A 23,853-nucleotide genomic window follows, 5' to 3' on the forward strand; every position below is an offset into this window, starting at 1 on the left:
AACCAGCCTCAGCCCGTCAGCGTGGTGGCCGGTTTTGCGGTGTACATCAGTGGCCGGATTTGAGGTGTCCACCGGGGAAATCGGAGCTGCGTCAGCGGCGGGGGATCGATGGGCGAGGCCAAAAGTCTTGACCAGGAGGGTGGATCAAGAGTTCTGATCCGACTGCCAATCTGTCGGCGCTAGTACTCTCGCCGTTGCACAGACCGGAGCGAGCTCTTTAGAGCCAGCATCCCCCAAGGCGAGCAGTAGTGCGAGGTATGGCACTACGTTCTCTGGTGTGTCGTCGCCACAGGCGTTGGCGATGCGGCGCAGGCGCGTCCTGTTGGCCTGCGCCTCCGCCGTCCCGGATCTGGTGGTAGGGCCGTACACGGTGGCGAAAACCCAGTTTGGGCTGGCGCCAGCGTTTGCTTTCGCTCTCGTCGGTCGGGAGCGAAAGCGGCGCTCGCGCACTGATTGCCAGCAAGCCTTTCGCGAGTGCTCCCGGAGTTTATGCTGTGGCCATCGCGCGCGAGGGGCGCAACCGAATCTCAAGATCAAGGTTCGCACGTCTTGCAAACAGTCTTCCTTCGGTCGGCAAAAAGAGCCGTCACATGCTAGGGCTCACCATGGCGAAGGTCGAATCTGTTACGAAAAAGGTTGCTACTGTGTACGGGTGAAATACGGCAACAGCTAGTGCGTAACGATTAGGCGTCATCCGGACAAGCAGACCTCCCTGCACGTAGGATGCGTTATCTGCATACGTGGGACCGAGTGCATTGTAGTAAGTCTTCCACGCAGCAAGCGCCTGACGGCATTTGATTGTATCTGAGATAACAACTAGGTCGCTCAGCTTGACACCCGTGATGCCTAACGCGGAGCGCATTGGAGCGAAGTCTGCTCCAAGTTCTCCAGTATCCGTCAACACCGTTGTAATTCTATACCATGCACTGGTGTCGTAGCCCACTCCGTCGATTTGACACGGCGTACCCGTCGATCGCGCCTTCACGTTCGAAGCCCGGCTCGTTGCGGTCGCAAACACTGAGGCAGCAATGGCCACCACCACTACTAAGATTCTCATATTCATGATGACCTTTACGGGTTGAAGTAAGGCGACTTCGAGCTTGGCGACAGACAGAAATGGCTGTTCCTGGGAGTGGTCCGTTCCCAACCCTTCACTGCGGGCTTCAGTTTGCCGTAGTCGGGCAGAAAATTCGTTACTCCTTTTGGGGTGATGACTGGACGCCACGAGGTCGGTTGTTTCATCACCCAGATCCGATCCGGTTCGATCACAACGTGGCGAAAGTTGGCATCGAGCAGCCCCGGATACAGAAGTGTTTCGCGATAATACCGATCTTGGAGATACGCGTCGAAAACACTCGTATGCCAGTCGGAGGCGCTCGGTCCAGTTTGCATCCACTGATAGCTCAGCTCCCGACAGTTGCCAGGCGTTTGCTGGCCCTGCTTAAAGGGGTGTGTGTGGAAGGACGCGACGATCTTCATTACACCAGGCACCCAGTTGGGCGGCAAGAAGGCCCTAATATCCTCAGTGGCTGCGGGTGTCTGACAGGGGGTCGTAAGCGTCGAGATCGACTGGTATCGGGTGATAAGAGTCCCGGCAGAGTCGATGAGAAGCGCGGTTCGCTCGCGACGCGCGCTATCCACAGGTGCGTCGCCGCCTATCTTCCAAAGGCTATCCATAGTCGAACGGATCTGAAAGCTATCCAAGAGCGAGTCTCCGACTGGACAGGGGATCTGTTCCACCTCGGTCGTGGTCGTGAGCGTTACACCCGTCTTGGTGATAGCTGTCACCGTGAGAATAGCAGGAGCGTCTCCGCTGACCACGCACTCGGCGGCCGCGGCGTCGCAGCTGGATGAGGCGCTTACGCTCGCAATTAGGCTCGCTCGTCGGAGGGAAATTGGTGGGGCGCTGACACTAATGCTGATTGAGGCAAAGTCGCGCTCTACCGGTGACGTTCTCACTCTCACTGGAAGCGCGTCCATTGTGGAGCCGACCGCGCGCGGCATGGGGGTGGCTATAAGCTTCAACGGATTGACCACAACCTTCGCAAACGCCTGCTCAACGCGAGGTCCAGGGGTCAGGGACCCCTTCACGAACATATTCCCTGTGCGAAACACTGGGACACGGCAACCTGCGGCGCCATTAGCGCAGACGCCAGTTTGATAATCTGGCGGTGTGATCTGCAGCGACCCGCCTATCCTTCTGTTGTGCGGCACCCACGCCCAGCGCTGCGATCCGGCAACCAACGAGAAGCCGCTCGCCGAGGCGGAAGTGAACGTCACGGAGTCACCTTCGTACACAGTGGATGGAGTCGCCGTCAGGCTGAGCATGTCCATCCACGGATGCATTGTAATAGTCTGCGAGGCGTCACCTGCAATGACGCACGGTCCGTTGAGGCAATTGTACCAGCCGGGCCAGCTCGGCTGATTCATACCGGTTCGCAGCACCGAGCCACTGCCCCGGAGAGGCCCAATCACAGTCTTCTCTGCGACGATGACGTTGTCTCCGTCGTTATTGTTGTACGAGAGACCGCACGAGCGAAGGGTATACATCTCAGAACCAAACACTCGGAAATTGGTTCTGATCTCGCCGTAGCAGAAGCTTGAGCTGAATGCTCCGTCCGCATCTATGGGCTTGTAATACGATCCCTGTAAGTACGCAAAGGCCGGCGTCATCGCAGACACGTACGCACGGGGAATCGTTCCCTTAACGTTCATCAGCATGTACGTCAGGTCAGCGAGCGTGTCAGGCCATGCTACTGAATTTTCCGCCGTATACTTGTTCGGCCCCGTCTCCAGAATTCGCGTCCGCGTACCGGGTACCTCTCCGGGGACGAAAATGCAGTCGGTCCCGCACGGCGTCGGCGTAGTCTCTGACAGGGTGGTAAGCCGAGGACGGACGTTGTCTATCGTCGGTTGTGACGGCGAGTTCCTCGAGGGAGGCGTGATCGAGTCGCGGCAGCCGACCGCGCCAAGACCAAGCAGCGCAGTGAGTGTCCACTCAAGGGACGAATGGCATCCGAAGCGCCAAGGACTGGGGAATACCTTGGGAATCTTCATTAGCACCTCTCGGGATGAGACATCACACTATTCTGGCCGGGAATCTCGGCGCTGGATGATATCTTTCGGCGTCATTCTAGCGTCACCCGAATAGTCCCATATGTCACGGGTCCGCACGTCAGCACTAATCGTAGACCAGATCACCTTGTAGGTCTCCCAAGACGATGGCGCCGAGTGCGCATTCACGGGGGCCCTAGTGGTGTTCGCGGCAGATCGGCTTGAAGAGATGGCGCGGGACGGTGTCTCGATCGGAGCACGACAGCACGGCTCTATCGAGAAGGTTCTCCGCTTTAGCGCGCTCGATTAGCACACGCCTCGCGGCTAGTACCGGGGACTGACGAAGATCGTCGACGCTAACGCGCACCAGCGTGTGGCGAGGCCCACGTGTGCCGCAACTACGTCGACCCTTCCCTGGGTTGGTGTATCGCAGGTCAGCCGCGTCGGTTCATCCGCCTGCGCCTTGCGCCACGCAATGCGTTGAACCATCCGATCCCGGAGTGGTGCTGGAGTAGTGTCCATGCGCAGAGAATACGCCGGGGTATCACCGCGCCGTCATCTTTTGCCACGTCAACCGTCCGATATGCAGCAGCGGACCGGCGCCCCGCATACCGCACGCAAAGCGATGTGCAGCGTCGTGGGCGACACGTGCCTCCGCCTACGGCGAGCACCCAGATTGTCAGAGCCGGTATCCCGCGGTACAGGCGAGCGCGTAGCCCCGCCGCGCTCACCCGCCGTGGGTGGCGCACTGCATTCGGGATCAGCTGTAATGGATACCAATTCGAATTGCTAATGTATTCCGTCGCGCGCGATCATATCGTCCCTGCGCGTGTTGATGCACTTTGATGGCGCTCGCACGCAACATGCGCAGGGACGAACAACACAGTAATTGCCGTATTGCATTACCCCGCGCGACGCCTACCTTCGGGCGTGTTGTTTGGTTGCATGCAGGTATTTCATTGAAGCCGTCGTGCTGCAACGTGACGGGAATCGGAGGACGTATGAGGCGAATCGCGCAGAGAGTCCTTGGCTCGCTGCTGGTACTGTGTGCCGCTAGTTGTGGCGGGAGCAGTGGCGACGCGGGGACGACAGCGCCACCACCGGTCGCGTCGGTCGCTTCCGTTGAAGTTTCGCTAGGCGCGAGCGCGCTAGCTGTCGGCGCGACCACGACAGCCGCTGCTACGCTTCGCACTGCGACCGGTTCGATCGTTTTCGGCAAAGCGGTCTCGTGGTCATCAAGCACCCCAACAGTCGCATCCATCGACGGATCGGGAACGGTAACGGGGCTGAGTGCCGGAACCACGACAATCACGGCGACCGCCGATGGGCGCAGCGGATCGGCGGTCGTGACCGTGACGCCTGTGCCCGTGGCGAGCATCAGCCTGTCCCTCGCCGCTTCGTCGATCGCGGCGAATACAAGCGTACAGGCGACCGCGGTGGCTCGCGATGCCGCCGGCGCCGCGCTCTCGGGTCGGCAAATCACGTGGACGACCAGCGCGTCGCAGATTGCCACCGTCTCCCAGACGGGGCTCGTGCAGGGGATCGCGCCGGGAACCGCGACGATTACCGCCACGAGCGAAGGGCGGAGCGCGAGCGCGACGATCACCGTGACGCAGCCGCCGGTGGCAAGTGTCGTGGTCAGTCTGGTTACCACGACCCTCACGCCTGGCCGCACCACGCAAGCCACGGTCCTTACCCGAGACGCGAGCGGGGCGGCGCTGAGCGGTCGCACGGTCACGTGGACGAGTACGAACGAATCGGTGGCCGTGGTCTCCACGAGTGGTGTGGTCACCGCGATCGGTGTAGGCGCTGCGTCGATCACGGCGACGAGTGAAGGCGTGACCGGCAGTGCTGCACTCACGGTCGGACCGGCTCCCGTCGCGACCGTGCAAGTCACTCCAGGCACGAGCACCCTCGCGGTTGGCCAGTCCACCGCATTGCAAGCGACACTGCGCGACGATCTTCAGAACGTGCTGACGGGACGAACGGTTGCCTGGACCACCAGCAATGCGACTATTGCCCAAGTCTCGTCGTCGGGCGTTGTGACAGGGTTTTCGTCGGGGAGCGCCACGATTACCGCGACCAGTGAAGGCAAGTCAGCCACGGCAGCTATCACCGTCACTGCCGCCGCCGTCGCGTCCGTGACTCTATCGGCCAATTCGTTCAGCATGCTCGCAGGGGACTTCCGCACGCTGATTGCGACCTCTCGGGATGCGCAGGGCAATGTGCTCACCGGACGATCGGTCAGCTGGTTCTCGAGCAATCTCTCCGTCGTAGACGGTCAGGTCTTCGGGGACACCGCAGTCATTACCGGGCTCACCGCCGGCGCAGCCGTGGTCACCGCTAACGTCGAAGGACGGCAAGCCAGAATCACGGTCACCGTACTGGCCCCGACGACGAATGTGTGTACGGCCATTGCCGGGGCTTCGATTATCGCGAATGACGGGAAGTATCTCGGGCGCTTTACGAATCGCTTCGACTCGGAGTCCGTGTTGAACCAGTTTGGCCAGTACGGGAGTCCGTATGCGGCGCTGAGCACCAACAATCAGTACGGCACCTACGGCAGTCCGTATAGCAGCCTCTCGGCGAGAAACCCGTTCACTTCAACACCGCCGGTCATTGTGAAGAACGGGACCGCACTCGCGTACTACACCGTGAATGCGACCAAGACACCAAGCGTAGCGCCCGCCTACGCGCTGACCTGCACGTTCCCGTAGGACGCGGATCTTGAGCTACGTCTTTCACCGTCACATCAACGAGAATGCAAATGCGCAGAGTCCAGTCGCGGTTACCTAAAGGGCTACGAGTCGGCTCGCTGATGCTTGCTGGCCTCCTATCGGCGGCCTGCGCGCCGGGCGGGGCGGTGCAACTTGAGCCACATCCGGTCCTCGCAAGCGTGCCGCCTGGCGATGTCCAGTTTTTCGACGATGTCGCGCTCGAGGAGGTTGATGCCGCGCATGTTCAGCGCGTTGGCATCATCGGGGAGAAAGCCCTGAAGGGCTTCTCGGCCGACGCAATCAATGCGCGGAAGCAGGCTCGGGAGACTGTCGCGAGCGCGGGAGCGAACGCGTTTTTGCGCCGTGACAAGCGGTCGCTCGTCGCGGTGCACCTAGACTCAGCGGGGTTCGCGGCCGTTCGATCCATCTCGTCCGCGCGGGCAGCGAGCGCTATTGGCGCCTCCCGGCTCGGCGCGCCTGCGAAGTCTGGCGACGTGGTCCAGGTGAAGGGCTACTGCCGGAAGGATGGTGTCTGCGTGGCACCGCACACGCGCGCAAAGCCGTCGAGTAAAGGGAGCACCAAGAGTAAGGGTGGCACATCGAGTTCCGGTCGCCGTCGCCGCTAGCGACATCCCTCTGTCCCGAGTCCGAACTTCGCATGCGAACGATTGCCCGCCTCGCGGCCGCTGTGATCACCATCGTTGGTGTTGCATCCCCCGCATCGGCCCAACGCCAATGCAAGAAGGGCATCCCGTGTGGGAATAGCTGCATCGCGGCAAACCGAACCTGTCGAGTGGGTGCGCCTGCCGCGGCGCCCGCGCCCGCGGAGGCTACGCCAGCGCCTGTTCGTTCGCTCATCGACTCGAGCGCGCTGAGGCCAAAGGACTCAAGCTCGGCTACCGGAGCCCAGGAGGGCGGCGGCAGTGCCAAGGTGTGGGTCAACCGTTCGAGTCATATCTATCATTGTCCGGGAAGCCGGAACTACGGCACGACGAAGAATGGCGTGTTCATGAGTGAGAGAGACGACAGGGCTCAAGGCAATCGCGGTGCCTACGGACGGCGATGCGACGGATAGCGGCAATCGTTGCGCTTAGTGGATCCGTTTGGACTTGGCAGGCTGGGGCAAACCGCGGTCCTCAACCGAACTGCGGAACGGATCGTTGGCCGGTGAAAGTGCTCGCCGATTCGGATGCGGCGGCTATTGATAGCCGGATTGTTGAAACCACCGTCGCGGCGCTGAACGAGCGTCCGATACCTGAGATGGCGTTCCCGCAGGCCAGACGGCTGCCGCCTCACGAGCTTCGCGTCTATCGCGTGCGCGCTCAGGTTGCCCAGATCATCGTGGAGGATGATCGTGACTGGCACGTGGTGCTCCGGGACTCAGCCAATCCGGCGGCGACGATGATCGTTGAGATTCCCGACCCGAGCTGCGTGACAAACCAGGCTCACGCGGCCCGCTTTTCTGCCGCGCGCGACTCGCTCCGACGGGTCCCTCGAGCCGCGATGGCCGCATTCGAGGGCGTTGGATTCTTTGACTTCATTCACAACCAACGAGGGCGTGCGCGAAACGGGTTTGAGCTGCATCCGATTCTACGGATTGCCCGGTAAGCTGTTTCCTGTTTTCGACAGCGCGAGAGTCGTCCGTCCGCCTAAACGACAGCCTGACCAAAACTTTTGGTCCACCATTCGGGTCAAGACTTTTTGCTTCGCCCACGCGTCAAATGACACGAACACGTATGGCCCGGCTCGCCCTGACCGTGGTCGCTGTCGTCACGGTTGCCGCGTGCGGTCCGTCGGAACACGCGCAAGAATTGACCGGCCGCAGCGTCCGATCAGGACTTTTGGCTGGTCGTGAAGAAGGAACTTTGGCCTCACCCAGATCGACGCGTCTTCAGAGGGAAAACGAAAATCCGGAAGCGCCTGAACGGGCCGCGCCGATCCAATTTTTCGGGCCAATTCGGACCCACGTCTCGCCGCATGCCGCCACGTGGGCCCCAGCGGGAGGCGAACTTAGGCCATCGTGATCGCTGCGGGCGAACGGGCTTCCGGAGACCACTCCGCTCCGAGCAGGAGACGCACGCCCGACGGGTCACCATCGACTGCGGCAGCGGCGACCCCACGGGCCGCCAACGCGCCAATGACGTTCCCGGTCCCGCAGTAGCCTCCCAGCGCCCAGACACCGTTTCGCACCTGCTCTATTACGGGTAGTCCCGTCTCGGTGTATCCGGCGCTTGCAGCCCAGCGATGGGTGATGGGCGCCTTGACCCCCAGGTGCTCCCGGAGGAAGGTTTCCAGTGCCGTTTGCACCGGCTCACTGGGTTCGGCGTCGGTGGTCCACTCCCCGGCGCCCCCGTGGTCCCGAAATCCACCCAAGGCGATCTGGCCCCCTGGCAACTGCTGCCAGTACTCATACCCCTCGCGGTAGTACATCGGGCAGCGCACCACGGTCTCAGCCGTGGGCGCCGTCGCCAACATCTGCAGTCGCGCCGTCCGCACACGCCCGACGAGCTCAGGGAGCAGCACTTCCAGACCACCGTCGACCGCCACGAACACGCGACCGCAGTGCACCGTGCCGCCAGGGGTCACCACGCGGGTGCCGTCGATGCTGGTGACGGGCGTCCGCGCGAACAGCCGCGCGCCCTCGGCGCGCGCGCGCGTCGCCAGGATGCGACAGCGTGCGAGCGGGTTGAAGGCGGCATCGTGCGGGAAATAGAGCCCAGTGCCGTCGGCGCCGTCGATCCATTCCACATCCAACCCGTCGGCGCGCATGGCGTCGAATTGGGCGCGGCAATCGCCCACTTCCCACTCGTCGGCGGCGATTCGGCATGAGCCCAGCGGCCGCACGGTGCCCGGTGCGGCCTCGGCGATACGCTGCATTTCGGCCAGCGTCGCGCGATAGATCCCGAGAGCGCGCGCATGGCCGTGGCGGCGAATGGCATCGTGATAGAAGTCGTACGTGCCGGCGAGCAGGAAGCCGCCGTTGCGCCCTGCCGCGCCGGCGCCGACGTCCATCGCATCGAGCGCCACGACGCGCTCATCGCGGGCGAGGAGTTCCTCCACGAGCGTGAGCCCGCTGCCGCCCAAGCCGATGACGCAGCTGTCCGCACTCACATCGGCGCTGAGCGCTGGGAGCGGCGCCCACTGCTCGTCCTCCCACACGGGAGCCTGCTGCCCACTGAGCCGCCAGCTCACTGGCGCAGTCGCGAGGGTTGGTCCTGCTGCCGTTCCTTGTCGCGCGGACCGGGCTCCGCCGGCGCCATGCGATAGACGCCAAGGCGCTCCCCGAGAAGCCCCACGGCCGCATCGATGAGCGGATCACGCGCGCTGTCGTACTGCGAGGTGAACGGAATCACGATCTGGGGCGCCACCCCGCGCCCTTCGATAGGCTGCTTGTCGGGCGCGAGCTCGAACCAGCGCGGCACGGTGAACTGCCAGCCGCTGCCGAGCGCATACGTCCCCGGATTGCCCGACGCGCCGCCGGTCGTGTCGCCAATGACCGTGACCTGCGGCAGCGTGCGCATGGCGGCCACAAAGCTCTCGGTCGCGCTCAAGCCGCCACGCCCGGAGATCACGATCACCGGGCGCGTGAACTGAAACGGGCCGCGCGGGCTGATCGAACGCGCGAGCGGCATCTCCACATCGGTGACACGCGGATCGGTCTTGATTTCCCGATACGACGCGGCGAACGAGCGCGTGGTGAAGCGGCTGGCGAATTCGAGCGCCGTCTGATCGCTGCCGCCGGCGTTCGTGCGCACATCGATGATGAGCCCCTGCGCGTCACGGACACGCAGCAGCATGAGATCCAGCGTCTCGATATCGACGGGCGGGCGCCAGGAGCTCACGTAGATGTAGGCGTAGCCGCCGACGTTCGCTTCCCCGAGCCCGCCCGGCCGCGGCGTGTAGCCAGCGGTGCGCATCGCGGCTGACCAGCGCTTGCGATCAAAGTTGGGAATCGTGGGCGCCTGATAGGTGGGCACCACCATGCCGCGCGGATCGACGAACCAGACATGCTGGTCGTGGAGCGGCGCGAGCATCTCGCGCAGCACCACGATGAGCTCGTCCTGGGTGCGCACGCGCGCGACTCGCGTCCGGTAGCGATCACGCTGCGCCGCCCAATCGACGCGCTTGTACGCGAACGACGGATACACGTCGTTGAAACGCGTCCAGAGCGTATCGAACTGGTCGAGAAACGTCGGGCGCAGGGCGGCGGGCGGGATGTCGCTGCGCGGATGCGGATGGGCTCCACAGCCGGCCGTGACACAGGCCAACCCCAAGGCCAGCACGACATTCCACCGTGTGGCGACTCGCATGCCGTCTACGTTGTGGCGTGGACCAGCACAGGTCCAGACCGAGGGGGCAAGTGGATGGGACCAGCAGGACGGCCCCGCCCGCTTCCCTCAGCGCCGAGGTTCTCGCCTAGTGCGCGAGATACCCCTGCTGCACGTGGTGCACGAGCACGGCCAGCTTCTGGGACGATTCCACCGCATCGTGGAAGAGGCGCTGGAACGGATCCCCCGCCTGGTCGGGCGTCAGGAGCGCTCGCCCCTGCCGATAGAGTTCGGCGGCCTCGTCGGCCCCGAGCGGGGTCTGCTTGTCCGACGCCTTTTCGTCGATGAGCAGGACGAGCTGGGCCATGGGGCGCAACCACTCGAACCAGGGGTCATCGATGACCAGCTGCAGGAACGCCATGTTGTTCGGGACGGGGCCGTTGACGGCCTCGTAGCGCAGGCGTTCCGCTTCGAGGAGGCCCCGGTGGACGCGCAGGAGGTCCTTGCGCACCTGCTCGAGGCGGGCGAGATCGGCGGGCGTGGCGGCAGCAGACATGAGCGGAAGATAGCGGGCGCGCGTATTGTAGCGGTGTCGCGGTTCGCCGTTGTCCCGCACGTCCCGTTCTCCCGAGACCTGCCCCATGCCCCCTCGTTCGTTCTTCGCCGGGCGCCCCCTCGGCGCTCTCTCGTTGCTCGGGGTGCTCGCCCTCCCCGGCACGCTGGTCGCGCAGAATGCGGCCACCTCACCGGCCGCCGGCCAGACCAAGGGCGACAAGCCCGATCCGCTTACGGATGAGGGCTATGTCACGCCCCCTGAAGCGATCGCCAAGCTCATTGCCGCCCCGCGTGAGCAGAACCGCAGCTTCACGGCCCCGAGCCCTGGCGCGCGCCGCTTCTTCGCCCGCACCGTGAGCGATGGGCTGCCGGCGCTCAAGCAGGTCGGCAAGGTGCACTACAACCTCGGTGGCTTTCAGGTCGACTACAAAGGCAATCGCGAACGCGGCATGACGATGCGCAGCGCCGCGGGGCTCGAAGTCACCGAGTGGACCACCGGCAAGCGCACCACGATTGCCGTGCCGGCCGGCGCGCGCGTGAGCCCCGCGGTGTGGTCGCCCGATGGATCGCAGCTCGCGTTCCTCGCCCTGTTCGAGGACGCCACGCAGCTGTACGTGGCCGATCCGGTGACCGGCAAGTCGAGCCCGGTGTCGAAGGTGTCGCTGCTGGCGACCCACGTGACCGCACCGGTGTGGACCGCCGATGGCAAGGGGATCCTGGCGGTGCAGATCCCCGATCTGCGCAAGCCCGAGCCGAAGGAGTCGGCGCTGGCGACGGGGCCGCTCGTGCGCATGAACGAAGCGAACAAGCTCAAGACGCGCACGTATCCCGATCTCGTGCAGAGCCCGTACGAGAAGGAACTCGTGGAGTACTGGAGCACCGGCCAGCTGGTGCTCTACGATGTGAAGACGCGCGCGGTGAAGAAGATCGGCGCGCCGGGGATGATTCGCAGCATTGATCCATCGCCCGACGGCCAGCTGTTCCGTGTGGGCTACATGGACAAGCCGTTCTCGTACGTGCAGCCGGTGACGAGCTACGGCATGCACGAGGTCATCGTGGACGGTACCGGCAAGGTGCTCAAGGAAATCGTGAAGCGCCCGCTGCGCGAAAGCGATGAGCCCACTGACCCGAACGATCCGCGCCCGCCCGCCGCCGGTGTGGGTGGTGGCCGTGGCGGCGCCGTGGCCGACACGGGCAAGCGCCTGTTCACGTGGCACCCGACGCAGAGTGGCCTGCTCTATGCGCAGCTCGCGCCCGCACCGGCCAATGGCGGTGGGCGCGGCAACGGCGCAGCGGCACCGACCGCTGGTGCGCGCCCGGACAGCGCCGCGCTCGCGCGCCGCGGCGACCGGCTCCTCTTCTGGAAGGCGCCGTTCGACGCCGAGGGCACGGAGCTCTACACGACCACGAACCGCATCTCGGCGATTCGCAGCAACGACGCGGGCACGATTCTATTCGTGACGGAAACCGGTGCGGGCGGCACGTTCGAGCAGGCGATCTTCCTCACCGAGAACAATGCCAAGTACACGGTGGTCTCGCCGCGTGGTCGCGGGGGCGATGCCGCGCCGCCGCGTGGCGCGGCTCCGGGTGGCCGTGGTGGTGCGGGCGGGCTCGTGATGCGCCCCGGCAAGCATGGCGATCCGGTGGTGATGGTGTCCACCGACGGCAAGTTCGTCTTCTCGCAGGGCGCCTCACCGGACACGGCCAAGAAGGCGACCGTGTTTGTGGAGAAGATCGAGATCAAGACCGGCACGCGCACGCGCCTCTACGAAAGCGACGGCTCGGTGGTCGAGTCCATCTCGGCACCGCTCGACGACGACTTCACGAAGGCCGTGATTCAGCGCGAGTCCACCACCATGGTGCCGCAGAGCTTCGTGCTCACGCTCGCCTCGAAGGAGGCGAAGCAGCTCACGGAGAACGTAGACATCATGCCGGAGATGACGAAGGCCATCAAGCGCACGTACACCGCGCGCCGCACCGATGGCTTTTCGTTCAAGGTGAAGGTCACCCTGCCGGCTGATTACAAGGACGGCACGCGCCTGCCCGCGATGTTCTGGTTCTATCCGTACGAGTACGACAACCAGGCCGACTACGACCGCTACGTGCAGCAGGGGCTTCCGGCCGAGCGTCGCTTCCCGACGTATGGCCCGCGGTCGCTGCAGTTCCTGGTGACGCAGGGCTATGCCGTGGTCGAGCCCGATTCGCCGATCTTCGCCAGCGAGGGGCAGCTCCCCAACGACAACTATGTCGTGGATCTGCGCAACAACCTGAGCGCGGTGATCGACTGCCTCGACTCGCTCAAGATCATCGATCGCACGCGCTTGGGGATCGGCGGCCACAGCTACGGCGCCTTCAGCACCATGAATGCGCTGGTGCACACGCCGTTCTTCAAGGCCGGTATCGCCGGCGACGGCGCGTACAACCGCACGCTCACGCCGAACAGCTTCCAGAGCGAGCGGCGCGATCTGTGGCAGGCCCGCCAGACGTACCTCGAGATGAGCCCGTTCCTGTACGCAGATCAGGTCAATGCCGCCGTGCTGATGTACCACAGCAGCGAAGACCAGAATGTCGGCACCGATCCCATCAACTCGGTGCGCATGTTCCATGCGCTCCAGGGGCTCGGCAAGACGACGTCGCTGTACATGTACCCCTATGAAGACCACGGGCCCATCGCCCGCGAAACGGTGATGGACCAGTGGGCCCGCTGGGTGGCGTGGCTCGACAAGTACGTGAAGAACGCCAATCAGCCCAAGAAGATCACCACGATGCAGTAGTCCCGGTCATCATCGGCTGGCGAGCACGCCCGCGTTCGGCCTGGCCGGACGCGGGCGTCTTGCTGGCGGGGAAGATGTCCACCGCGTCGTCGCTGAACGCGAAGCGCTCGAGCATATCGGTCAGGACATGCGCCTGCCCGAGCAACGTCTGCGATACCGCGGCCGACTCCTCACTTTCCGAGGCGGCACGCTGCGTCACGTGGTTCATCTCTTCAGTCGCCTTGAGGATCTGCGCGACGCCCTCGGCCTGCTGCTGACTGGCCATCGAAATCTCATCCACGACCGCCGCCGTCCCCTGCACCGCCGCGCCGATGGCGCTGAAGGCCTTGGCCGTTTCGTCGTTCAGGGCAACGCCACGCTGCGCGTGCTGCACGGAGCGTTCGATCAGATCCGCCGACTCGCGGGCGGCGGTGGCACTGCGCAGGGCGAGCGCCCGTACTTCATCCGCCACGACGGCAAACCCGCGCCCCGCGTCGCCGGCACGCGCCGCTTCCACGGCGGCGTTGAGCGCGAGGAGGTTGGTCTGGAAGGCAATCTCGTCGATCGTCTTCATGATGCGCGCCGTCTCGATCGCCGAGCGATGAATGTCGTGCATCGCCTCCGTGAGACGCGTCATGCTGCTGGTCCCCTGCTGCGCCTGCTCGCCGACCTGCTGCACTGACGCATTGGCGCGGGTCGACGCCTCCGCGTTCTGCCGCGCGAGGGCGGCCAGTTCCTGCAGGCTGGCACTCACCTCTTCCAGCGCACTCGCCTGTTCGGTCGCGCCCTCGGCCATGGCATGGCTCGATGAACTCACCTGTTGCGACGCCGCCGACAGCTCAGTACTCGTCGCTCGCACTTCGTGAAGTGCCTGCTCGATCTGCTCGATGGCGCTGTTGAGCGACGTCTGGATACGCGCGTAGTCACCGGCATAGCTGCCGGTCATGCGCGCGGACAGATCGCGCTCGGCCAGGTGATCGAGCACATCGGCGGCATCCTGGATCGGGCGGGCGCTCTCGGCGACCATCGCATTGATGCCGGTCAGCAGTTCGCGATAGGCGCCGTCGAAGCCGACTACATCGGCGCGTACGTCGAGTTGGCCGGCACGCGCGGCGCGCACCAGGCGCTGCACTTCGGCGTCCAGCCGGCGCAACGTGTCGGCGCTGCGATTCATGCTATGCGCGAGCGCATCGGCGCTCGATCGCGCCGTCAGAGTCGTGGACAAGTCACCGCGGCTCACCGCATCCGCCGCGTGCGCCGACGCCTGGACAAAGCCCACCACGGTGCGGAACGCCTCACCGAGTCGAGCGATCTCGTCCGACCCGTCGACCGTGACGGTCAGGTTCGTGTCGCCGGTCGCTAGCTGCTCGGCGGCCTGCGCCATCTCTTGAATGGGTCGCCGGATGCTGCGAGTGATCTGCCGACTGCCGAAGGCGACGCAGCCGAGCGTGGCGAGCGCGATGATGAACAGCAGGCGTTGCTGCGCCGCGCCGTTGGCGCTGGCGCGATCAGCGGTGGCGCCGGCGGCACTCTCCACGAGGTCGCCCAGCTTGTCGAGGGAGGCCTCGAGCTGGCTGAAGCGCGTGTCAAACGCCGCGGTACGCTCGGCTACCGTTGCGGGATCGGCGGCGGCCGCGGCGACGGCGGCGTCACCAGCCGTGCGGTACGCGACGGCGATCTGCCGAGACTGTTGCGCGGCGGTACGGATGGCGCTGTCGCTGCTGAGCCGCGTGACAGAGTCGATGTTGGCGAGCAGGCGATCGCCGATCGCGGCGGCGTCCTGCCGGTCTTCGTCGGAGACGCGCTTGGTTTTCGCGTCGAGCAGCGCCTTGTAGACCGCGCCGCGGAGGCCATCGTGCATCATGTCGGCCATCATCTGGCTGCGTTGCAGCACCACGGAGCGTTCGAGCTCCTGGGAGGTGGCGGACAGGGCGGACAGTCCGCGGGTCGCGATGGCGGCGACTTCAATCGTGGCAACCACACCGGCCATGGCCAGCGTGAGCAGCTTGGTACCGAGCGAGAGCGATTTCATGGATGGGAGATGGGTCGGCGGCGTCGTCGCCACCGTCCCGAGCCAGTCTCGGCTCTTCCGCCCGCCAGGTTAAGACGAGGCGGTCCGATACCTCGTTTTTTGTCGTTCATCTCCATCACCCAGCGGGCCAAAACATCACCGGGCTAGCATATGGCGGCCGAGTCCCCTGTGAAACGACCGGAACAGCGCGCTGGCGAGTTCGTGATCCGACGCGAAGGTTTCCCGGGTGCGCATTCCTTTCGTTTCCGCCCGACGGGTCCGTGGGCTCGTCGTTGTGGCCATCAGCCTCGGATCAGCCGCCTCGGTGCGGGCGCAGCGTCCCGCTGACCGGTCCTCCACGCTCAGCATCGACGTCACCACTTCGGTAGGCGCGGCATCGGTCCAGCCCAAGGAAGCGCTGAATGGCTCACTGACGGGGATCAGTGTTCAGCTCACGCATCCGCTGGGCAGTTGGGCGGGGCTTCAGTGGCATTACGTGCTGGAGGCCACTCCACTGATCGTGGCCCGAATGGGTGCGAGTTCCGCCCGTCTCGCCCAGATCGGCCCCGGCCTTCGCCCCGAGTATGCCGTGCGACAGGGGATGGGCTTTGGCGTGGCACCGCTCGGTATTCAGCTGGCACGTGCCCTTGGTCAGCCGACCGTGTCGCACACGCGCGCCATGCTGGAGATGACCGGGGGCGGCGCGCACTACACGCAGATCATGCCCTACGGTGGCGATGCCACCCGCACGAACTACACCTTCGAGGCTCGGCTCATGCTGGAGCATCGCCTGCACACGCGCGGGGCGTTCGCGGTGGGCGTGGGGCTGCACCACATCTCCAATGGCGGGTTCGGCAAGGCGAACCCGGGCATCAACGCGCGCATGCTCGTCGCGCGCTGGGCACGACACTCCACCACTCCCTGATTCATGTCCTCTGGTCTGGTTCACTCGCGACGCCTGGTGGCGTCGGCGCTGCTGCTCGTGCCTCTGCTGACCCCGCGTATGGCGTCCGCCCAATGGCAGCGCCATTTCTCCGACCTTCGGCCAGAGCCGGTCCGCGTCACCGTCGCGCTGACCTCGGAGCTCGCCACGTACACCGCGTCGCACAACGAGTACATGGACGGCCGCTTCCGTACTGCGGCAGTCCAGGTCGCCAAGCCGGTCTTTCGGGTGAGCGGCGTTTCAATTGCGTGGCTGGGCGAGATCTCGCCGGTGATGCTCGTGCGCTCGGCGGCACCGCCAAGCCGACTGCCCGCGGCGAGTGACCCAGTCTCGCGCGATGCGGCCATCATGGCGCGGTATGCGCCACACAATGGCTACGGCGTCGGCCTCTCGCCGCTCGGCGCCGAGGCCACCAAAGCGATCGGGGCCCGCACGAATGTGGTGCTGAACGTGACGTCGGGGGGCGCGTGGTTCAATCGCGTCGTGCCGTACGGCCGCGCGACGCAGGCCAACTTCACCGTGGCGCCGGGGCTGCTGCTGGAGCGCCGCATCGGCGAACACCAGGCGCTGTCATTCGGCTACGTGCTGCACCATTTGTCCAACGCGAGCATGGGCGGGGCGAATCCGGGGATGAACTCGCACCTGCTCACGCTGCGTTGGACGCGGGGCAATGAATAGGGCGTCTTACGGCGTGATGCTCTTGGGCTTCGCCGGCTTGGTCCCGTTCAGGCGCGGGCGCGGCCCGTTGCCGACTTCCACCACGATGTCCTTGATGTAGTTCGCGATCTTGGCGTAGTGCGGGTAGTCGATGTACTCCGGCTCGTCGCTGCGCTGGTGATAATCGCCGTGCAGGCCGGTAAAGAAGAAGGCGATGGGCACGCCTTCCTTGGCGTAATTGAAGTGATCGCTGCGACCGTAGATGTTGTTGTAGCCGGCCCAGGAGATCGTCTCGTCGAACTTGTAGTCGAGCGTGAGCGGCTTGGGCTGCTTCTTGTTCACGGCTTGTACCGTCTCGCCCAGATCCTTCGAGTCGAAGAACGACCCCACGACACCCACATAGTCGTCGCCGCCGCCGGGGAGGTCCTCGGCCCGGCCACGGCCGATCATATCGATGTTGATCTGCGCCACGATCGAGTCGATCGGCACCGTGGGGTTCTTCACGAAGTATGCCGAGCCGAGGAGACCGGCTTCTTCGCCCGCGTGCCAGATGAAGATGGTGCTGCGCTTGGGCTTCACGGGCATCTTGGACATCGCCTCCGCGATCTCGAGCACACCCATCGAGCCCGAGCCGTCGTCGTCGGCGCCGTTGTTGATGGAGTCGAGGCGCGGCTTGGGATAGAGCTTCCGGATGCTGTCCATGTTCACCTTGATGGTGGACAGCATTTCCGGGCCCAGCCCGTTCATGTTGTTGCCGAGCAGCAGGCGATTGCGAATGTCGTTGAACGCCTTGATCGAGTCCTTGTCCACCGGCGTCGTCATGCCGACATGGTCGTTGTGCGCACCGATGGCCACATACTGCGCCTTGAGCTTCGGATCGCTCCCCGGGAGGATCGCGATGACATTGCGCGCCCAGTCGGTGGGAAGCTCCACGAAGTCGAGCGTGGCATTCACGATGCCGCCCTTGGCGCCGGCGGCTATGCCGTCGATGCTGGTGCGGCCGAGGAGCTTGGCCGCGCCCTCCTTCGTGACCCGCAACACCGCCGGCGCGAGGAACTGCTGCTTGAGGAGCGTGAGCGAGTCCACCGGGGCACCGCCGCCGCGCCCGGCGGGAGCGCCGCCACGACCGACGAGCTGAGAGGACACCGTCGGCTCATTGATGGCCGCACGCTGCGCGGGGGTAAGCGCATCGAGGTCCACCGTGGCGATGGCAACGGCATTGGCGAAGCGCGCCGGCACCGCCGGCGGTGGACCACCACGCCCGCCGAACCCGGGCGCGCCGGCGGGACGCGTCGACGCTGGCGCCGGGAGCAGCACCACGATCTTGTTGGCCGCATCGGCCGCCGAGATCTGCGTCGTGGTGTCACCCGTCACGCCGCCGAAGATCACCTGCGCGTCGACGATCGGGCGAGGCGCGCGCTGTCCCGGCACCGCCACCACATCGACGTTCCAGGCGAGCGGATTCCCGTCCACCGTGACACGCGAATGATCGGTGTACTTGCGCACGTGGAACGGCAGGTTCTGGAAGTACGTGCCGTTATCACCGCCGGGGATGAGCCCGAGCTTCTTCACCTCGGCGGCGATGTAGTCGGTGCCCTTCTTGTTGCCGACCCGACCGACCTGACGCCCCTGCATGGAGTCGTCGGCAAACTGGTAGAGACGGATCTGCAGATCGCGCACGGTGATGGCCGCCGTGGTCGGCGCAGGGCGGATACGCTGCGGATTGCCAAAGCGATTGGTCGCGGGCGCCTGCGCCTGCGCCTGCGCCAGAACCGGCGCGAGTGAGGCGAGAGAGAGCAAAGTGCGGACGGGCCGCATGGATGGACTCCGGGTGCTGAGGGGAGAGGCCACGGGAGTGGTCGTGGCACAATGAAGATACGTGGCGGGTGTGGTGGGTGCTGCGGCAACGCGTGAGCGATGCGAGAGGAGCAACCCCTGAGAGCTCAGGGGGCAGAAGGTCAGGGGTGAGGTATCAGGACGGCCGCTGTCCTGACACCTCCCCCCTGACGTTCTCCACCCTGAGCTCTCAGGGGTTCCTCACGTCTCACTGCTCCCCATCTCCCCCGCTCCGCTGCACTTTAGACAGATGTGGCCAATCCTCCTCCTGACCCTCCAGGCGGCGCAGCCTGCGCCTCCCGTCACCCGCTACGACGTCCTCGCCGCCGAGCACCTGCGCGAGGCCGGCGTCCCCGTGCTGCGGCAGGGGCTGCAGTCGCCGGATACCGTCGTGCAGCGCCTTGCCGTGCGCGCGCTGGGGCGGCTCGAGAAGCCGGAGTATGCCGCGCTGCTCGAACCGCTGTTTACCTCGCCCGCGGCGTCGGTGCGTGAAGCGGTCGCCCGCGCGGTAGGCCAGATGAAGGCTCCGGTCGTGGGCAAGGCGCTGCCGAGTGAGCGGGACCCGGATGTGCGCGGCGCGTGGTACGCCGCGGCGGGGCGCGCCATGGGGGCGTCGGTGGAGTGGGAGCTGGAACTGGTGCGCGGACTCGCCGAGCAAAGCACGATGGTCCGCCGCGGCGCAGTACGCGGACTCGAGGCGATGATCCGCTTGAATGCACGCACCTTTCGCCCGTCCCCCGAAACGGTCAGCGAGTTGCGCCGCGTCGTGCGCGAGACGCGTGACAGCGAAACACGCCTGGTGGCGCTGCTCGCGCTCACCGGCGCGCGCGATCGGGACTCCACCACCGTGGCAGCGGCATTGACCGACCGCGATCCGGAGGTGCGCCGCACGGCCGTGGCGATGGGGCGCGTGTGGGTGGAGGACACGAGCGCGATTGTCCGCTGGCAGTCGCTGCAGGCGGCCCCGACGTGCGACCGCGCTGCGCAACGACTCACCGATGCGAGTGAGCACGTGGTGTTGCTCGCCATCGATCAACTGGGCACGCTCAAGTGCGATGCCACCAAGCTGCGCGCGCTCACCGCCGCCACGACGCCGTGGCGCCAGCGTGCACACGCCACGATGGCCCTCACCAAGGTGGATACGGCCGCCGCCCGCGCGGCGGCCCGAGCGCTCGCCGGGAGCCCCGCCTGGCAGGCCCGCGCCTGGGCGGCGCAGGCGGCGCGCGCTGTGCGCGACTCAGCCACGCTGGCGCGACTCGCGCGTGACGCCGCGCCCAATGTGGCCATTGCCGCGATGAGCACACCGGCCGAGGCGTTGGCCGCCCTGACGCGCGATCACGCCGGGGTCGTGCTCGAAGCCAGCGAGCTGCTCGCCAAACAGCCGGCGTACGACGCGCGGTGGACCGCGCCGCTCGCGAGCGCGTTCGCACGAATTGCGCGTGACCATGGCATGACCTGGCGCGACCCGCTCGTGGGCATCATGAAGGCCATGCGCGGCCGCGATGCCGCCACCCTCAACTGGCTCGGCGCGCGCCTGTATGATCGCGATCCGGGCGTGGCCAAGGCGGCCGCCGATCAGATCAAGACGCTGACCGGATCGGCCGTGGAGCCCGTCACGCGGATGTACACGCCGGCCGCGTTCCCGTCGGCCGTCGAGCTCTTCATGGCCGATTCCGTCGCCGCCGAGATCACGATTCGCGGTAAAGGGACCATGCTGGTGCTGTTGCAGCCGAGTGAGGCACCCATGGCCGTGACGACCTTCGTGCGGATGGCGCGGGCGGGCCGCTATACCGGCAACACCATCCATCGCATCGTCCCCAACTTCGTCGTGCAAGGTGGCAGCCCGGGCGCCGACGAGTACGATCCGGTCACGGCCGACTTCATGCGCGACGAAGTGGGCGGCGAGAACCGCCGCGGCACGTTCGGCATCTCCACGCGCGGTCGTGACACCGGCGATGGCCAGCTCTATATGAACCTCATCTACAACCTGCGACTCGACGGCGACTACACGGTTTTCGGCACGATCGTGCGCGGGCTCGACGTCATGGACCGTATTCAGGAAGGGGATGTGATCAGTGCGATCCGCATCCTGAAGGCCGACCTCGTCCGCGCCGTGAAATGAGACTTCGTGTACTGTTCGCACTCCTCACCGCGACGGCCGCCCTGGCCGACGCGCAAGTCACCGATTCCCTCGCGCTCCGCGGCGCCCGCCACCCGGCACGGTCGACGGCCAACGTGCTGGTCTTCGACCGTGACGGGCAGTTGTACGCGCTCGCGTCGGGAGCAACCGAGGCGACGCGCATCAGCCGCGGCAGTGCGTGGCATCGTGATGCGGCCTTCGCCGGTGCCGTGCTCTACTACGCCTCCGACTCGCTTGGCAACTACGACCTGTGGCGTGTGACGCTGGATGCGCGCGGCATGGCGAGCAGCGCGCCCGAGCGGCTCACGACAAGCCCGCTGCACGACGTGAGCCCCTCGCCGCTCGCCGACGGCCGCGTGGTCTTTCAACGTGGCCTGGGCGGCGACGCGCGACTCTGGGTGCGCGAGGCCGATGGGCGTGAACATCGCCTGGGCACCATGGAGCAGAACGAGCGCCGCCCGCGCGTGAACCGCGACGGGACGCGCGTGGCCTACCTCGTCATCACCGAAACGGGGCGCAAGGCGGTCGTGCGCCCCTTCAGTGGCGGTGGCGAACAGGTGCTGAGTACCGAGGGCTCGCTGGAGGATGTGGCGTGGGCCCCCGATGGACGCGTGGCGCTGTCCACGCGCACCGGGGTGCTCATCGTGCCGACGGACGGCGCACCCTATGCCAATCTTGCCTCGCGTATGCACGGCGATCTCGATTGGTCGCCCGACGGCGCCACGCTCACGATCGCCGAGTTCACCGAGACGGCCGTCGCCTACAATGGCGATCCCGATCGTGGCGTGGACCGCAGCATAAGCGAACGCGGCTCGGCCACCACGCGCGTGTACGCGCTTCCGGCTCCTCCGGCCCCCGATGCCCGTCGGGCCACGCTGACGAGTGCGGTATCCACCGATCGCTCGGCGGCCAACGCGGCGGCCTTCGATCGCGTGTGGAATCGCAGCGATCGGCTGTATTTCAGCGCGCCCGGCGCCGAGGCGCGGCGCACGGCCTGGCAGGCGGTGCGCGATCGTTTGCGCCCACAGGCGGTCGCGGCCGGCAGTGACAGCGCCCTGCAGGAGGTGATCCATACCGCGCTCACGCAGCGCCCACCGCTGCGCGAGGCCGCGACGGGGCGCGCGGCGGTGTCGAGCGCGCATCCCGTGGCGACCGAGGCCGGGCTCGAGATCTTCCGCAAGGGCGGCAATGTCGTGGATGCCGCCGTGGCGGTGAGCTTTGCGCTGGGCGTCGTGGAGCCCGATGCGAGCGGCGTGGGCGGGTATGGCGAGATGGTGATCGCGCTCAAGAACCAGCGTCCGACGCTGATCGAGTTCATGAGCCGTGTGCCCGAAGAGGGCGGTTTGTCGAACACCAGTCTGCTGCAGAACGGCCGCTATCCGAACGATGGCCCCGTGCTGGTGAACGTGCCGGGCACCGTGCACGGGATGTACACCGCGTGGCAGCGGCATGGCAGCAAGAAGGTGGCGTGGGCCGATCTGGTGGCGCCGGCGATTCGTGCAGCGAGGAACGGCTACATCGTGAGCCAGGGGCTCGCCACCACGCTTGCCACCGAACGGGAGCACTTCGCCAAGTACGAGGGGAGCCGCGCGCTGTTCTTTACCAACGGGCAGCCCAAGGTGGCCGGCGACACCGTGAAGAACCCGGACCTCGCGTGGGTACTGGAGCAGATCGCCGCGAAGGGGGCCGATGGTTTCTACAAGGGCGACGTGGCCAAGAAGTACGCGGGCGACCTGCGCGCCAAGGGGAACGCCATGAAGGTGTCGGACCTGGAGCGCTACTTCGCCAACGAGCGCGAGCCGGTGTGCGGCACGTATCGCAGTTATCGCCTCTGCTCCAGCGCGCCGCCGGTGAGCGGTGGAGCCGAGCTTGTGGCGCGGCTCAACCTCCTCGAGCGGTTCACCACGCCCAAGCTGTACCGCGACGACGCCGCGACGATGCATGCGGCGCTCTCCGCCTGGTTCCTCGTGCCGTCGAGTCGCAACAAGATTGCCGATCCGGCGCTCTGGCCGGTGGATGTGGCGAGCATCGTGCACAAGGACACGGCGGCGGTGCGCTGGCGGTGCTACGATGCCGACAAGGCGTTGACGCCGGCGTCGGTGCGGGGCGATACGCTGCCCTGCCTCGCCGCGAAGCGTGACAGCGCGAAGCCGGCATCGGGTTCCTCACGCGACGCGACGGACGCTCAGGAGGCACATGCGCCGTGCGGCGATGATCACGCCGCCGAGGTCACGTTCTGCCACGCGGCCGGTACGACCGCGTTCACGGTGGCCGACGCCGACGGCAATGCCGTGGCCGTCACGCAAACGCTGGGCACGTGGGGCGGCAACTTCTACGTCACGCCGGGGCTGGGCTTCCTCAGCAACGACAAGCTCACCAGCTACGGCACCGATCCCACGCAGTACGGGTCACGCCTGCCCTTTGCGCGCCATGGCAGCACGCTGGCCCCGACGATCGCCTTCAAGGGGAACCGCCCGGTGTTCGCCGTGGGCGCGGCCGGCAACGCGTGGATCACGAGCGCGGTCTATCAGACGCTGCTCGGCGCGCTGGACTACGGCCTTGGCCCGCAGGCGGCGCTGGAGCAGCCGCGCTTCTTGCCCGGTGGCGGGTTTGGCGGGGGCGCGGCGACGGCGGGGCGCGCGCAGCCGTACTCCATTCAGCTCGAAGACGGCTTTGCGCCGTCGGTCATTGCCCGCCTTCGCGCGCTGGGATACGACCTGAGCTTCGTGTCCGCACGTGGTGAAGTGCGCGAAGGCTACGGCGCGGCGGTGAAGATCGATGCCAAGTCGGTTACTGCCGGCGCCGACCCCCGCCGCGCGGGGGCGGCGGGGGCGGTGCGGAAGTAGCGGGTACTGCGGGAAGACGTACGGCGGGAAGACGTACGGCGGGAAGACGTACGGCGGGAAGACGTACGGCGGG

Annotated in this window: 14 protein-coding genes; 7 read left to right on the forward strand and 7 right to left on the reverse strand. The window is 66.0% G+C overall.

Annotation, left to right across the window (positions count from 1 at the left end):
- Nucleotides 1-1,071: 1,071 nt before the first annotated feature.
- Nucleotides 1,072-2,721 carry a hypothetical protein gene (locus K2R93_13810; GenBank protein MBY0490913.1) on the reverse strand — a complete coding sequence of 550 codons (1,650 nt, stop codon included), beginning with the start codon at nt 2,719-2,721 and terminating at the stop codon, nt 1,072-1,074.
- Between the two features lie 1,178 nt (nt 2,722-3,899).
- Between K2R93_13810 and K2R93_13815 the strand changes: the two genes are divergently transcribed.
- Complete coding sequence (locus K2R93_13815) at nt 3,900-5,771, forward strand: Ig-like domain-containing protein (protein ID MBY0490914.1); 1,872 nt, start codon at nt 3,900-3,902, stop codon at nt 5,769-5,771.
- A gap of 116 nt (nt 5,772-5,887) precedes the next feature.
- On the opposite strand, the gene K2R93_13820 is transcribed toward K2R93_13815, so the two are convergent.
- Nucleotides 5,888-6,163, reverse strand: a complete 276-nt coding sequence (locus K2R93_13820; GenBank protein ID MBY0490915.1) for a hypothetical protein — start codon at nt 6,161-6,163, stop codon at nt 5,888-5,890.
- Between the two features lie 775 nt (nt 6,164-6,938).
- Here K2R93_13820 and K2R93_13825 point away from each other — a divergent pair.
- Nucleotides 6,939-7,379, forward strand: coding sequence for a hypothetical protein (locus tag K2R93_13825; protein ID MBY0490916.1), 441 nt, complete (start codon nt 6,939-6,941; stop codon nt 7,377-7,379).
- A gap of 402 nt (nt 7,380-7,781) precedes the next feature.
- Here K2R93_13825 and K2R93_13830 read toward each other — a convergent pair whose 3' ends face one another.
- The 3 genes from K2R93_13830 to K2R93_13840 form a co-directional block, all read right to left on the reverse strand.
- Nucleotides 7,782-8,963, reverse strand: coding sequence for an FAD-binding oxidoreductase (locus K2R93_13830; GenBank protein ID MBY0490917.1), 1,182 nt, complete (start codon nt 8,961-8,963; stop codon nt 7,782-7,784).
- Nucleotides 8,960-10,081 carry a hypothetical protein gene (locus tag K2R93_13835; protein MBY0490918.1) on the reverse strand — a complete coding sequence of 374 codons (1,122 nt, stop codon included), beginning with the start codon at nt 10,079-10,081 and terminating at the stop codon, nt 8,960-8,962. The genes K2R93_13830 and K2R93_13835 overlap by 4 nt, the downstream gene beginning before the upstream one ends.
- Nucleotides 10,082-10,187: 106 nt before the next feature.
- Nucleotides 10,188-10,595: a hypothetical protein gene (locus tag K2R93_13840; GenBank protein ID MBY0490919.1), complete on the reverse strand. Its 408-nt coding sequence runs from the start codon at nt 10,593-10,595 to the stop codon at nt 10,188-10,190.
- 85 nt (nt 10,596-10,680) lie between these two features.
- Here K2R93_13840 and K2R93_13845 point away from each other — a divergent pair, with 85 nt between their 5' ends.
- Nucleotides 10,681-13,368: a prolyl oligopeptidase family serine peptidase gene (locus K2R93_13845; GenBank protein MBY0490920.1), complete on the forward strand. Its 2,688-nt coding sequence runs from the start codon at nt 10,681-10,683 to the stop codon at nt 13,366-13,368.
- On the opposite strand, the gene K2R93_13850 is transcribed toward K2R93_13845, so the two are convergent.
- Nucleotides 13,352-15,379 (reverse strand): HAMP domain-containing protein, encoded by a 2,028-nt coding sequence (locus K2R93_13850; GenBank protein ID MBY0490921.1) that lies wholly within the window; start codon nt 15,377-15,379, stop codon nt 13,352-13,354. The two genes, K2R93_13845 and K2R93_13850, sit on opposite strands and share 17 nt — an antisense overlap.
- Before the next feature lie 226 nt (nt 15,380-15,605).
- On the opposite strand from K2R93_13850, the gene K2R93_13855 reads away from it, so the two are divergent.
- A complete protein-coding gene (locus K2R93_13855) occupies nt 15,606-16,283 on the forward strand; it encodes an acyloxyacyl hydrolase (GenBank protein MBY0490922.1) in 678 nt (225 codons plus the stop codon).
- A gap of 3 nt (nt 16,284-16,286) precedes the next feature.
- Entirely contained in the window at nt 16,287-16,979 is a 693-nt protein-coding gene (locus K2R93_13860) for an acyloxyacyl hydrolase (GenBank protein ID MBY0490923.1), read from the forward strand.
- 6 nt (nt 16,980-16,985) lie between these two features.
- On the opposite strand, the gene K2R93_13865 is transcribed toward K2R93_13860, so the two are convergent.
- Nucleotides 16,986-18,776 (reverse strand): M28 family peptidase, encoded by a 1,791-nt coding sequence (locus K2R93_13865; protein ID MBY0490924.1) that lies wholly within the window; start codon nt 18,774-18,776, stop codon nt 16,986-16,988.
- 268 nt (nt 18,777-19,044) lie between these two features.
- Here K2R93_13865 and K2R93_13870 point away from each other — a divergent pair, with 268 nt between their 5' ends.
- Nucleotides 19,045-20,916 carry a peptidylprolyl isomerase gene (locus K2R93_13870; GenBank protein ID MBY0490925.1) on the forward strand — a complete coding sequence of 624 codons (1,872 nt, stop codon included), beginning with the start codon at nt 19,045-19,047 and terminating at the stop codon, nt 20,914-20,916.
- Complete coding sequence (locus K2R93_13875; GenBank protein ID MBY0490926.1) at nt 20,913-23,780, forward strand: gamma-glutamyltransferase; 2,868 nt, start codon at nt 20,913-20,915, stop codon at nt 23,778-23,780. Before K2R93_13870 ends, K2R93_13875 begins: the two co-directional genes overlap by 4 nt.
- Nucleotides 23,781-23,853: the final 73 nt, after the last annotated feature.

This window comes from Gemmatimonadaceae bacterium (assembly GCA_019752115.1).
In the GTDB taxonomy this organism is placed as follows: Bacteria; Gemmatimonadota; Gemmatimonadetes; order Gemmatimonadales; family Gemmatimonadaceae; genus Gemmatimonas.

What these genes read in the sequence shown, in the direction of transcription:
- K2R93_13875 (MBY0490926.1), top strand. Translation starts at nt 20,913, where the DNA reads ATGAGACTTCGTGTACTGTTCGCACTCCTCACCGCGACGGCCGCCCTG.
- K2R93_13845 (MBY0490920.1), top strand. Translation starts at nt 10,681, where the DNA reads ATGCCCCCTCGTTCGTTCTTCGCCGGGCGCCCCCTCGGCGCTCTCTCG.
- K2R93_13810 (MBY0490913.1), bottom strand. Translation starts at nt 2,721, where the DNA reads ATGCTGATGAACGTTAAGGGAACGATTCCCCGTGCGTACGTGTCTGCG.
- K2R93_13860 (MBY0490923.1), top strand. Translation starts at nt 16,287, where the DNA reads ATGTCCTCTGGTCTGGTTCACTCGCGACGCCTGGTGGCGTCGGCGCTG.
- K2R93_13865 (MBY0490924.1), bottom strand. Translation starts at nt 18,776, where the DNA reads ATGCGGCCCGTCCGCACTTTGCTCTCTCTCGCCTCACTCGCGCCGGTT.
- K2R93_13815 (MBY0490914.1), top strand. Translation starts at nt 3,900, where the DNA reads ATGGCGCTCGCACGCAACATGCGCAGGGACGAACAACACAGTAATTGC.
- K2R93_13840 (MBY0490919.1), bottom strand. Translation starts at nt 10,595, where the DNA reads ATGTCTGCTGCCGCCACGCCCGCCGATCTCGCCCGCCTCGAGCAGGTG.
- K2R93_13850 (MBY0490921.1), bottom strand. Translation starts at nt 15,379, where the DNA reads ATGAAATCGCTCTCGCTCGGTACCAAGCTGCTCACGCTGGCCATGGCC.
- K2R93_13835 (MBY0490918.1), bottom strand. Translation starts at nt 10,081, where the DNA reads ATGCGAGTCGCCACACGGTGGAATGTCGTGCTGGCCTTGGGGTTGGCC.
- K2R93_13870 (MBY0490925.1), top strand. Translation starts at nt 19,045, where the DNA reads ATGTGGCCAATCCTCCTCCTGACCCTCCAGGCGGCGCAGCCTGCGCCT.